Source organism: Streptomyces sp. NPDC059668 (assembly GCF_042734135.1).
In the GTDB taxonomy this organism is placed as follows: Bacteria; Actinomycetota; Actinomycetes; order Streptomycetales; family Streptomycetaceae; genus Streptomyces.
Genome location: NZ_JBHWEL010000006.1, coordinates 107,338 through 119,879 on the forward strand (window position 1 = coordinate 107,338; position 12,542 = coordinate 119,879).

Below are 12,542 nucleotides of genomic sequence, written 5' to 3' on the forward strand. Positions count from 1 at the left end.
TCTCTCTCGCGGGCCGGGCTGCGCGCCCCGCCGCGCCCCCCCCCCCCCCCCCGCGGCGGGGGCGGGGGGGGGCCGGCCCCGCCCCCCCCCCCCCCGCCCCGCCCCGGGTGGTCTCACCTCGAAGCGCGGATGCGGTCCCGGGCCCCGGAGCGCGGATGCGGTCCCGGAGCGCGGATGCGGATGCGGGCCTCGAAGCGCGGATGCGGTCCGCGGGGGTCGCCGGTCTTGCCCGGCCGCCCGACCGCCCGGTCCTCCGTCTCACATCCCGCGCCCGGAAGACGCACCTCCCCGACCGGCCGTCGCCTCTACACCGAACCGGCCCGCGGCTCGTACGGCGCCTGCCACACCACCGTCGTACCGCCGCCGTCATCGCCGAGCCCCGGCCCGTACCAGCTGTCGCCGCCCAGCGCCTCCGCCCGCCGCTTGAGGTTCGTCAGGCCGCTGCGCCGGCCGCTGTCGGGGATGCCGACACCGTCGTCCGCGACACTCAGCCGTACCCCGCGCCGCCCGTCCCGCAGCGTGGCGGTCGCATCGACGACGACATCGATGCGGGAGGCCCCGGAATGCCGGAAGGCGTTGGAGAGTGCCTCGCGCAGCGCGGCGATGAGGTTCTTCCCGGTGAGTTCGCCGACGGCCGTGTCGACGGGCCCGACGAAGTGGTGAACGGGCTTGAAGCCGAGGGGCACCGCGGCCATGTTGATCTCGCGCAGCACGCGGGTACGCAGTCCGGACGGCGCCTCCGTGGGCCCCTGCTGAAGCGCGAAGATCGCGGTGCGGATCTCCTGGATGGTGACGTCGAGCTCGTCGACCGCCTTGCCCACGCCCTCCCGCACCTCGGGCACACCCGAGCGCCGCTGGGCGCTCTCCAGCGTCATCCCGGTCGCGAACAGCCGCTGGATGACGAGATCGTGCAGGTCGCGGGCGATCCGGTCGCGGTCCTCGTAGACCGCGAGCCGCTCCCGGTCGCGCTGCGCCTCGGCCATCATCAGGGCGAGCGCGGCCTGCGAGGCGAAACGCGCGGCCAGGATGTGCTCGGCCTCGGTGAACGGGCGGCCACCCCGTTCCCGATGAGTGACGAGGGCCCCCAGCAGGCGGCCCTCGCTCTGCAGGGGGAGCATCATCGTCGGACCGTAGTCGCAGCCGAACCCGGCGGGAATGCGCGGATCGGTGGCCGCGTCGTCGAGGAACACGGCCTTCCCGCCGAGGAGTTCGTCGACCAGTTCACTCTCCGGGGGAATGACGACGCCGAGCGCATGGGACGGGCTGTCCTTCGCGACCGCGGTGATCTCCAGCCCGCCCACGTCCGCGGGCAGCAGCACGATCGCGGCCGCCGCGCGGGAGAGCCTGCGCGCCTGTTCGGCGACGACCTGGAGCGCGTCCTCGGCGTCGCCGCCCGCCAGCAGTGCCGTGGTGACGGCCACCGACCCGTCGATCCAGCACTCGCGCTGCTGGGCCGCCTCGTACAGCCGGGCGTTGCCGATCGCGATGCCCGCCTCCGCGGCCAGCACACGGACCATGTCGAGATCGCTGTCGCCGAACGGGCAGCCGTCGCGTTTCTCGGCCAGGTAGAGGTTCCCGAAGATCTCGCCCTGCACGCGGATCGGGACCCCGAGGAAGCTGCGCATCGGCGGATGGTGATCGGGGAATCCGGACGCGCGCCCGTCCTCGTCCAGCTGTGTGAGCCGTACCGGCTCCGGCTCGTGGATGAGCGCCCCCAGCAGCCCTCTGTGCCCGTCGGGCAGTCGCCCGATCCGCTGGGCGGTCTCCTCGTCGATCCCGTGGTACGCGAAGTCCACGAGCCCCTCGCCGTCCTCCTCGACGACCCCGATCGCCGCGTACCGCGCGTCCGTCAGCGCCGCCGCGGTCTCGCAGACCCGGTCCAGCGCCGCATGCAGCTCCAGCTCCGCCCCGACCGCCCGCATCGCGTCCAGCAGACGCGGTACGTCCGGACCGCCGTCCGGATCGGGCGAGGCGGAAGCCTCGGAAGCCACTGCCATGCCTTGAGCGTAGTGAGTCGCTTTTGCTACCGAAAGTCGGGTACGGAACCCACGGCGGCCCGCACACCGCCGGCCCCGGGGTCGAACCCGGCCCCGACCGGCGCCGCCCCGCCCGTCAGATCCCCCGCCGCCTCCCGCTCCACCATCTCCCGCAGTGGACCCTCCACCGCGGACAGCTCGGCGTACGCACCCCGCTGCGCCACCCGGCCCCGGGCCAGCACGATCACCTCGTCCACCGCTTCCAGCCCAGCCAGACGGTGGGTGATCAGCAGCGTCGTACGGCCCTCGGTCGCGGCCAGCAGGTCCGCGGTGAGCGCGTCGGCCGTCGGCAGGTCGAGATGTTCCGCCGGCTCGTCCAGGACGAGGACGGGGAAGTCGGCGAGCAGCGCGCGGGCGAGTGCCAGCCGCTGGCGCTGGCCCCCGGACAGGCGCGCCCCGTGCTCGCCGATCAGTGTGTCGAGTCCGTCGGGCAGATCGTCCGTCCACTCCAGGAGCCGGGCTCGGGCCAGTGCGTCACGCAGCTCGGTCTCCGTGGCGTTCTTCCTGGCCAGCAGCAGGTTCTCCCGGACGCTGCTGTCGAAGAGGTGCGCGTCCTGGGCGCAGAGCCCGACCAGACGGCGCACGTCGTCCCCGTCCATGCCGTACGCGTCGGCGCCGGCCAGCGTGTACGTCCCCGCATCCGCGTCCAGGAAGCGCAGCAGTACCTGTGCCAGCGTGGTCTTGCCGGAGCCGGAGAGGCCGACGACGGCGATCCTGCGGCCCCGTTCGAGGGTCAGGTCGACGCCGGCGAGCGCGTCCCGGTCCTGACCCGGGTGACGGGTCGTGAGCCCGCGCACCCGTAGCGGGAAGGGCGAAACGGGCGCGGGCCGCGGCCGCTCCGGTTCGCGTACGGGATCGGGGGCGTCCAGGATCTCGTACACACGTCCCGCGCTCTCCCGCACCCGCTGCCGGTGCTGGACGGCGAGCGGCATCCCCAGGACGGCTTCGAACGCGGCCAGCGGGGTGAGGACGACCACGGCCATCGCCACGCCGCTCAGTCGCCCGCTCGCGACCGCCTGGGCCCCCACGAGAGCGGTCGCGGCGACGGTCAGGCCGGTCACCAGCGCGGTGAGCCCGTCGCCGAGCGCGGTCGCGGTGGCGGACCGCGAGGCGATGCGGGTGAGTACGGTGTCGGCCCGGCGGGCCTCGGCGGTACGGGCGGCCAGCGCGCCCGCGACCGTCAGCTCGGCCGTGCCCGTGAGGAGATCGGTGACGCGGGTCGCCAGGGCACCGCGGGCGGGGGCCAGCCGCCGCTGCGCGCGGCGCGCGACGGCCCCGGTCACGAGCGGGACGCCGACCCCGGCCGCCAGCAGCCCGGCCGCGAGGGCGGCCCCGGCCTCGGGCAGCAGCCAGGCCGTGAAGCCGACGGAGGCGGTGGACACCAGGACCGCCGCCCCGGCGGGCAGCAGCCACCGCAGCCAGTAGTCCTGAAGCGCGTCCACGTCGGCGACGAGCCGCGAGAGCAGATCCCCGCGCCGGGTCGTGCGCAGCCCCGCCGGTGCGAGACGCTCCAGGCGCCGGTAGACGGCGACGCGGGTGTCGGCCAGCATCCGCAGCACCGCGTCGTGCGACACGAGCCGCTCGGCGTAGCGGAAGACGGCCCGGCCGATCCCGAACGCCCGCGTGGCCGTCACCGCCAGCATCAGATACATGACCGGCGGCTGCTGGGACGCCCGTGAGATGAGCCATCCCGAGGTGGCCATCAGGCCGACGGCGCAGGCGAGCGCGAGACTGCCGAGCAGGAGCGCGAGCGCGAAGCGGCCGCTGCGGGGACCGGCCATGGCACGGATCCGGGCGAGGACGTCGCCGCGCCCCGGGGGGACACCGAGGGACTCCTCCGCGCCGTCCGCGGGCACACCCTCCGGCTCGACCGGCCGGGGCCGCGTCGTGCTCTCGGTGTGTGCGCGGTGGGACGCCGTGGTGGGGGTCCCGGGCTCCAGCCGCACCACCCGGTCCGCCACTCCCAGGAGCGCGGGCCGGTGCACGACGAGCAGGACCGTCCGTCCGACGGCAAGTCTGCGCACCGCCGCCACGACCTCCGCCTCGGTCGCGCCGTCGAGCGAGGCCGTCGGTTCGTCGAGGAGCAGCACCGGGCGGTCCGCGAGGAACGCCCGGGCCAGGGCGAGGCGTTGGCGTTGCCCCGCGGAGAGACCGCTGCCGTCCTCGCCGAGCATCGTGCGGGCTCCGTCGGGCAGCGCGTCCACGAACTCCAGCGCCCCCGCGTCGGCCAGCGCCCGCCGTACCGCCGCGTCGTCGGCGCCGGGTCGTGCCAGCCGCACGTTCTCCGCGATCGAGCCGGCGAAGAGGTGGGGCCGCTGGGGCACCCAGGCCACTCGTGAGCGCCACTCCGCCAGGTCGCTTCCGGCGAGATCGGCTCCCCCGACCCGCACCCGGCCCGCGGTGGGTTCCACGAACCCCAGCAGGACGTTCAGCAGGGTCGACTTGCCCACGCCGCTCGGTCCGACGAGTGCCACCGTCTCACCGGGCGCGACCACGAAGGAGGCGTCGCGGACCGCTTCCCCGGAACGTCCCGGATAGCGGACCGTCACCGCGTCGAAGGCGATCTCGCCTTCCGGCAGGGGGAGCGAACCCCCGGCCGGCAGCGGGGTCTCCAGCACCGAGAAGATCTCCTCGGCCGCGGCGACCCCCTCGGCGGCGGCGTGGTACTGCGCCCCCACCTGGCGCAGCGGCAGGTAGGCCTCGGGGGCGAGGACGAGGATGACGATCCCCACGTACAGATCCATGTCGCCGTGGACGAGCCGCATCCCGATGGTCACGGCGACCAGCGCGACCGAGATCGTGGCGAGCAGTTCCAGCGCGAAGGAGGACAGGAAGGCGATCTGTAGGGTCCGCACGGTCGCCTGCCGGTACTCGCCGGTGATCCGTCGGATCGACTCGGCCTGGGCCTTGGCCCGGCCGAAGACCTTGAGGGTGGGCAGTCCGGCGACCACGTCCAGGAAGTGCCCGGAAAGCCGTGACAGGAGGCGCCACTGACGGTCCATCCGGGACCGCGTGACCCATCCGATCAGGACCATGAAGAGGGGGATGAGCGGCAGGGTGACGACGATGATCGCCGCCGACACCCAGTCCTCGGTGACGATCCGCGCGAGGAGCGCCACGGGCACCACGATCGCGAGGCCCAACTGCGGGAGATAGCGCGAGAAGTAGTCGTCGAGCGCGTCCACCCCCCTCGTGGCGAGAGCGACCAGCGACCCGGTGCGCTGTCCGCCCAGCCACCCGGGACCGAGCGCGACGGCCCGGTCCAGCAGCCTTCCCCGCAGTTCCGATTTCACGGACGCGCTCGCCCGGTGCGCGGCGAGTTCGGTGAGCCATGCGACGAGCGCCCGCCCCGCGGCGACCGCGACCAGCAGGAGCAGGGGAGTGCGGAGCTCCGGGGCCGAGTGGCCCTGCTGGAAGGCGCCGACCACGACTTCGGCGACGAGCATCGCCTGGGCGATGACCAGCACCGCGCCGACCACACCCAGCCCCACGACCGTCAGCAGGAAGACGCGGGTGGCACGGGCGTACCGCAGGAGACGCGGATCGATTGGTTTCACGTGAAACACACCCCTGGCTCATCCGGCATGTTTCACGTGAAACATGCCTTGACGTCTAATTCAGTGCGTGATGTCCGCAGCGATGTGATGCGTACCGATTCGCTTGCGGAAGACCCAGTAGGTCCAGCCCTGATAGAGCAGCACGATCGGCGTGGCGATCCCGGCGCACCAGGTCATGATCTTCAGGGTGTACGGACTCGACGAGGCGTTCGTGACCGTCAGGCTCCAGTCCTCGTCGAGCGAGGAGGGCATGACGTTCGGGAAGAGGGTCAGGAAGAGCATCGCGACGGCGGCCACGATGGTCAGCCCCGACAGGGCGAACGCCCAGCCCTCGCGGCCCGCGCGGGCCGCCACCAGGGCGGCGACCAGGGCGGCCACGGCCACGATCATCGCGGCCAGGGACTTCCCGTCACCGTTGTCCACCTGGGTCCAGGTCAGGAAGACGAGCGCCAGCACGGCGGTGACCAGACCCACCTGGAGCGAGAGGCCGCGCGCCCGCTCCCGGATGTCCCCCACGGTCTTGAGCCCGACGAACACGGTCCCGTGGAAGGTGAACAGCGTCAGGGTGACGAGACCGCCGAGGATCGCGTACGGATTGAGCAGGTCGCCGAGCCCGCCCACGTACTCGAAGCTCTTGTCGATCTTCACTCCGTGCACGATGTTGCCGAAGGCCACGCCCCACAGGAAGGCGGGGATCAGCGAGGTCCAGAAGATCGCCCTCTCCCAGTTGCGCTGCCAGGTCTCCTCGGGCCGCTTCGCGCGGTACTCGAAGGCGACACCGCGCACGATCAGGCAGACCAGGATGAGCAGCAGCGGCAGATAGAAGCCGGAGAAGAGCGTGGCGTACCACTCGGGGAACGCGGCGAAGGTCGCGCCGCCCGCGGAGAGCAGCCACACCTCGTTGCCGTCCCAGACCGGGCCGATGGTGTTGATGAGGACGCGCTTCTCGGCACGGTCGTGAGCCAGCAGTCCGGTGAGGATGCCGACCCCGAAGTCGAAGCCCTCCAGGAAGAAGTAGCCGGTCCACAGGACCGCTATGAGGACGAACCAGACGTCGTGAAGTTCCATGACTCAGCAGCTCCCTGGGCCTAGTAGGAGAAGGCCATCGGCTTGTCGGCGTCATGGGAGTCGCCGCCGATCCTGGTGGGCGGGTTGAGGTCGGCCTCGGTGAGCTCGGGCGGGCCCTGCCTGACGTACTTGAGCATCAGCTTCACCTCGATGACGGCAAGGACCGCGTAGATGAGGGTGAACACGATCAGCGAGGTCAGCACCTCGCCTTGGGAGACTCCCGGCGAGACCGCGTCCTTGGTCCTCAGCAGGCCGTAGACCACCCAGGGCTGACGCCCCGTCTCGGTGAAGATCCAGCCCCAGGAGATACCGATGAGCGGGAAGATCAGCGTCCACTGGGACAGCCGCCACCACCAGGCGCCCAGCCTCGGCGTCAGCTCCATGGTCTTGGTGAGCATGAGCTTCGGCACCTCCTCGTCCCCGGTGCGGTGTTCCGGCGCCAGCCAGAGCTTGCGCCGGGTCAGCCAGAGGCCGGCCGTGCACAGCGCCATCGAGACCCCGCCGAAGCCGATCATCCAGCGGTACGCCCAGTAGGCGGTGGGGATGTTGGGGCGGTAGTCGCCGGGGCCGAACTTCTCCTGCTCGGCCTTGTTGATGTCGTTGATGCCGGGGATCTTGGCGTTGAGGTCGTTCTTCGCGAGGAAGGAAAGGACCCCCGGGATCTCGATGGCGACCGTGTTGTGTCCCTTGGCGACGTCGCCGTACGCGAAGAGCGAGAAGGGCGCGGGCTGCTGCGAGTCCCAGAGGGCCTCGGCGGCCGACATCTTCATCGGCTGCTGCTCGTACATCACCTTGCCGAGGGTGTCGGCGCTGACGACGGTGAGGAGCGTGCCGACCAGAGCGGTGACCAGGCCGAGGCGCAGCGACATCCGCATGGTGCGGATGTGCCGCTTCTTGCGGAGGTGGAAGACGGCGATGCCGGTCATGAAGGCACCGCCGACCAGGATGGAGGCGCTGATGACGTGCCAGAAGTTGACGAGCGCCGTCTCCTGGAAGAGCACCTTGGGGAAGTCCGTGAGCTCGGCCCGCATCGAACCGTCCGCCTTCTTCACGAGCCGATAGCCGACCGGATGCTGCATGAAGGAGTTGGCGGCCATGATGAAGTACGCCGACAGGACGGTGCCTATGGAGACCATCCAGATGCAGGCGAGGTGGATCTTCTTCGGCAGTTTGTCCCAGCCGAAGATCCACAGCCCGATGAAGGTGGACTCGAAGAAGAAGGCGATCAGGGCCTCGAAGGCGAGCGGGGCACCGAAGACGTCACCGACGAAGCGCGAGTAGTCCGACCAGTTCATGCCGAACTGGAACTCCTGCACGATGCCGGTGACGACACCCATGGCGATGTTGATCAGGAACAGCTTTCCCCAGAACTTGGTCGCCCTGAGGTAGTGCTCCTTGCCCGTCCGCACCCAGGCGGTCTCCAGGATCGCCGTGAGGGCGGCGAGCGAGATCGTCAGCGGGACGAAGAGGAAGTGGTAGACGGTGGTGATGCCGAACTGCCATCGCGCCAGGGTCTCCGGCGCCAAAGCCAATTCCACGTCGTCAGTCTCCTAACGCCGCCTCGCTGAAGCGGCAGTTTGCCCCTTTTGTCACACGCATCACGGGGCAACCGGGACACGCTTGTGAACGCGTTCACATTCACAAGCAATTATGACGCATGGCTGTTCGAGACGGGACAGGCGGGGGGTCCCTAAACGAGAACCGACCGGCTCCCCCTGCACGGGAGCCGGTCGGAACCTTGATCGGAAAGGGCTAGAGCTCCTTGTGGAAGCCCTCGGTCACCTTCAGGAAGATGTCGTTCGCCTCGGTCTCGCCGATCGTCACGCGCACCCCTTCGCCGGCGAAGGGCCGCACGACGACGCCGGCCTGCTCACAGACCGCCGCGAAGTCGAGCGTGCGCTCCCCCAGCCTGAGCCAGACGAAGTTGGCCTGGGTCTCGGGCACCGTCCAGCCCTGGTCCCGGAGCGTCTCGACCACCCGGGCCCGCTCGCACACCAGCGAGCCGACCCGGCCGAGCAGCTCGTCCTCGGCGCGCAGCGAGGCGACCGCCGCGTCCTGGGCGAGCTGGCTCACGCCGAAGGGCACGGCCGTCTTGCGCAGCGCCGCCGCCACCGGCTCATGGGCGATCGCGAAGCCGACCCGCAGGCCCGCCAGTCCGTACGCCTTGGAGAAGGTGCGCAGCACACAGACGTTGGGCCGGTCACGGTAGATCGCCACACCGTCCGGCACCTCGACGTCCCGGATGAACTCGCGGTAGGCCTCGTCCAGGACCACCAGCACATCACTGGGCACCCGGTCGAGGAACCGCTCCAGCTCGGCCCGGCGCACCACGGTGCCGGTCGGGTTGTTCGGGTTGCAGACGAAGATCAGCCGGGTCCTGTCGGTGATCGCGTCGGCCATGGCGTCCAGGTCGTGCACCTCGTCCGGGGTCAGCGGCACACGCACCGAGGTGGCTCCGCTGACCTGGGTGATGATCGGGTACGCCTCGAAGGACCGCCAGGCGTAGATGACCTCGTCCCCGGGACCGCTGGTCGCCTGCAGCAGCTGCTGGGCGACCCCGACCGATCCGGTGCCGGTGGCCAGATGCGCGAGAGGGACCGCGAAGCGCTCCGACAGCTCGTTCATCAGGCCCGTGCACGCCATGTCGGGGTAGCGGTTGAACGAGGCCGCCGCCGCGGTCACGCTCTCGATGACGCCGGGCAGGGGCGGGTAGGGGTTCTCGTTCGAGGACAGCTTGTACGCCACCGCACCGGCCGCGGCGGGCTTGCCGGGCTTGTAGGTGGGGATACCCTCCAGCTCGGCACGCAGCTTGGGGCTCGTCTCGCTCACCGCAGTCCTCCTCGCGACCACCGCTGGTTCATGACCACCACCGGCTACCAATACTTCTCACCTTATGAGGATTCGGCGCCGCTGCGAATGGGCTGTGGACAACCTCGTACGACCTCACACGGCCGACGGCCGGACCCGTACACCCCGGTGATCATCGCCGTATGCCCCGCCGACCGCTCCGGGATGCCCCGATGTGCTCGCCGCGCGGTTTGCGACGAGTGTCACACCCACGCGGCGGTCATCTTCGTACGAAGGCGTATGAAGGCGTACGAATTGGGGGGCGCGCTGTCCAGAACGGCATGCGCCGGTGGCTCACGCCGTAGCGCGCATCACCCGTGAAGGTGAGTTGAGACCTCTTCGAAACATGGCCCACTTGGCAGGCCCATGCGCGCCGACAAGTCACGTAGTGCCATTGTATCGTTCAACTTCCTTTGTTTCCAAGGCACTTGCGGCGTTTTGATCATGCAGAAACGTGCCTGTCAACGCGTGCATATGCGTCCGCACTACCCCACCGCATGAGCCCTACTATCGGCTCGCCATGACAGCAGCAGGGAAGCACCAGGTGAGCCGGGCGGAGACCACCCGCCGAGGCGGTCGACCGGGCCGGGCGGGTATCAGAGACGTGGCCGCGGCCGCGGGGGTCTCCATCACGACCGTGTCCGACGCCCTCAACGGCAAGGGCCGGCTCCCGGACGCCACCCGACGCCACGTCCGCGAAGTCGCCGACCGACTGGGATATCGCCCATCGGCCGCGGCCCGAACCCTCCGTACGGGAAAGTCAGGGCTCATCGGCCTGACCGTGACGACATACGGGGATGAACCTTTCACCTTCACGGAGTTCGCGTACTTCGCGGAGATGGCCAGAGCCGCCACCTCGGCCGCACTCGCCCGGGGCTACGCCCTGGTCATCCTTCCGGCGACCTCGCGCCACGACGTGTGGTCGAACGTCGCCCTGGACGGAACCGTGGTCATCGACCCCTCGGACCACGACCCGGTCGTCAGTGAGCTCGTCCGCCAGGGCTTACCGGTCGTCTCCGACGGCCGCCCGGCGGGCACGCTCCCGGTCACCGCCTGGGTGGACAACGACCACGAGGCCGCGGTCCTCGGCATCCTCGACCACCTCGCGGACGCCGGAGCCCGCCGGATCGGCCTCCTGACCGGCACCTCCACGGACACCTACACCCATCTCTCCACCACCGCCTATCTGCGCTGGTGCGAGCGGGTCGGACAGGATCCGGTGTACGAGGCCTACCCCGCCCACGACCCGTGTGCGGGCGCCGTGGCGGCCGACCGCTTACTGGCCCGGCCCGACCGGCCCGACGCCGTCTACGGCCTCTTCGACCCGAACGGCACCGATCTGCTGGCCGCGGCGCGGCGCTACGGCCTGCGTGTACCGGACGACCTGCTGCTGGTCTGCTGCAGCGAGTCCACCGTCTACGCCAGCACCGAACCGCCCATCACCACGCTCTCGCTCAAGCCGCGCCGGATCGGCACCGCCGTGGTCCAGCTGCTCATCGACGCCATCGAAGGGGTCGACTCGGACCAGCCGGTCGAGCAGGTGATACCGACGGAGCTGATCGTGCGGACGTCCTCCGAGCGGCGGTCGCCCCGCACGACGGTCAGCCCACCCCGGTCACCCGAACAGGGGTGAGCGTCGGGCCGGTGAGCCCCGCGCCGGCGCGACAGGCCGAGCCCGGCGGCGGCGCGCGGGGGTAACCCGGGGGGCCGCCGGGGTTGACGTCCGATGGAGGCGCCACGAGGCGGCCACCTGCGAAAGCCCTGCCCAATTCGGGCGAAAACCGTGGCGAACAGGGCTCCCGCTCCGATTCACCACCCCTGGGTCATCACATGGCGCGATCCGCATTCCTATGATGGGCCCACGACACCGCGGGCCGCTGCGACCAGGCAGTCCGATCCGGTGCAGATGCGGCGCGATGGTGGTGGAGGGGTCGATGACTCAGGGGGCCGGTCAGGGACCCGAGGTGTTGCGCACGGAGACGTTGCGCGACTTCCGGGTGCCCGCGTACGTCCACGAGACCGGTCCGTACGTGCCGAGCACGCCCCCGGGCGAGCCCCTCGGCGCGGTCGAGGGGCCGGCCGACGAACCCGACGGCTACACGCCGACCCAGCGCGACCTGCCCGTCATCAATCGCGGTGACACGGTTCAGGTCGCCGTGGACCCCGAGACGGGGCCGGCTCCGCAGCCGGCCGAGGGCCCGGGACCGCTGTACGTGGTCGGCGACGTCCACGGCTATCTCGACCAGCTGATCGCCGCGCTCCAGGAGCAGGGCCTCCTCGACGCCGCGGGCAACTGGTCCGCCGGGACCGCCCGTCTGTGGTTCCTCGGCGACTTCACCGACCGCGGCCCGGACGGCATCGGTGTGATCGACCTCGTCATGCGGCTGTCCGCCGAGGCCGCCGCGGTCGGCGGCTACTGCAAGGCGCTGATGGGCAACCACGAGCTGCTGCTGCTCGGCGCCAAGCGGTTCGGCGACACGCCGGTGAACTCGGGCGCGGGCACGGCCACCTTCCAGGCGGCCTGGCTGCTCAACGGCGGCCAGAAGACCGACATGGACCGTCTCCAGGACCATCACCTGCAGTGGATGGCCCGCCTCGACGCCATGGAGGAGGTCGACGGCCACCTCCTGGTGCACTCCGACACCACCGCCTATCTCGACTACGGCGACTCCATCGAAGCGGTCAACGACACCATCCGCGAGACCCTCACCCGCAACGACGCCGACGAGTGCTGGGACCTCTTCCGGAAGCTGACCAGGCGCTTCGCCTTCCGCGACGACGGGGGCGCCGAAGCCGTGCTCTCCCTGTTGGACACCTACGGCGGCACCCGGATCGTCCACGGCCACAGCCCCATTCCGTATCTGCTGGGCGAGGTCGGCTCGGAGGAGGGCGAGGACAGCCCGAGCCCCGTGGTCGAGGAACCCCATCTTTACGCCGACGGACTGGCCATCGCGATGGACGGCGGAGTGACCATGGCCGGAAAGCTGCTGGTCCGGCAGCTGCCCCTGGCCGGCTGAGCGGTCACCGGGCAGGC

The 12,542-nt window shown here is 70.8% G+C and carries 7 protein-coding genes; 2 read left to right on the forward strand and 5 right to left on the reverse strand.

Features of this window, described 5'->3' with window-relative positions:
- Window positions 1-305: 305 nt before the first annotated feature.
- The 5 genes from ACFV2J_RS07385 to hisC form a co-directional block, all read right to left on the reverse strand.
- The gene (locus tag ACFV2J_RS07385; protein ID WP_385083876.1) at window positions 306-1,997 is read right to left on the reverse strand and encodes a GAF domain-containing protein; all 1,692 of its coding nucleotides are present in this window, start codon (window positions 1,995-1,997) and stop codon (window positions 306-308) included.
- Window positions 1,998-2,023: 26 nt separating this feature from the next.
- Entirely contained in the window at window positions 2,024-5,593 is a 3,570-nt protein-coding gene (gene cydD, locus ACFV2J_RS07390; protein ID WP_385437659.1) for a thiol reductant ABC exporter subunit CydD, read from the reverse strand.
- 60 nt (window positions 5,594-5,653) lie between these two features.
- The gene (gene cydB, locus ACFV2J_RS07395; RefSeq protein ID WP_385095782.1) at window positions 5,654-6,661 is read right to left on the reverse strand and encodes a cytochrome d ubiquinol oxidase subunit II; all 1,008 of its coding nucleotides are present in this window, start codon (window positions 6,659-6,661) and stop codon (window positions 5,654-5,656) included.
- A 20-nt stretch (window positions 6,662-6,681) separates the two neighbouring features.
- Window positions 6,682-8,199, reverse strand: coding sequence for a cytochrome ubiquinol oxidase subunit I (locus ACFV2J_RS07400; protein ID WP_385095785.1), 1,518 nt, complete (start codon window positions 8,197-8,199; stop codon window positions 6,682-6,684).
- A gap of 214 nt (window positions 8,200-8,413) precedes the next feature.
- Window positions 8,414-9,490, reverse strand: a complete 1,077-nt coding sequence (hisC, locus tag ACFV2J_RS07405; protein ID WP_385083703.1) for a histidinol-phosphate transaminase — start codon at window positions 9,488-9,490, stop codon at window positions 8,414-8,416.
- A 538-nt stretch (window positions 9,491-10,028) separates the two neighbouring features.
- Between hisC and ACFV2J_RS07410 the strand changes: the two genes are divergently transcribed.
- Window positions 10,029-11,141 (forward strand): LacI family DNA-binding transcriptional regulator, encoded by a 1,113-nt coding sequence (locus tag ACFV2J_RS07410; RefSeq protein ID WP_385083704.1) that lies wholly within the window; start codon window positions 10,029-10,031, stop codon window positions 11,139-11,141.
- Between the two features lie 301 nt (window positions 11,142-11,442).
- Complete coding sequence (locus ACFV2J_RS07415) at window positions 11,443-12,525, forward strand: metallophosphoesterase (RefSeq protein ID WP_385083705.1); 1,083 nt, start codon at window positions 11,443-11,445, stop codon at window positions 12,523-12,525.
- The last annotated feature ends 17 nt before the right edge of the window (window positions 12,526-12,542 follow it).

What these genes read in the sequence shown, in the direction of transcription:
- ACFV2J_RS07385 (WP_385083876.1), bottom strand. Translation starts at nt 1,997, where the DNA reads ATGGCAGTGGCTTCCGAGGCTTCCGCCTCGCCCGATCCGGACGGCGGT.
- cydB (WP_385095782.1), bottom strand. Translation starts at nt 6,661, where the DNA reads ATGGAACTTCACGACGTCTGGTTCGTCCTCATAGCGGTCCTGTGGACC.
- ACFV2J_RS07410 (WP_385083704.1), top strand. Translation starts at nt 10,029, where the DNA reads ATGACAGCAGCAGGGAAGCACCAGGTGAGCCGGGCGGAGACCACCCGC.
- ACFV2J_RS07415 (WP_385083705.1), top strand. Translation starts at nt 11,443, where the DNA reads ATGACTCAGGGGGCCGGTCAGGGACCCGAGGTGTTGCGCACGGAGACG.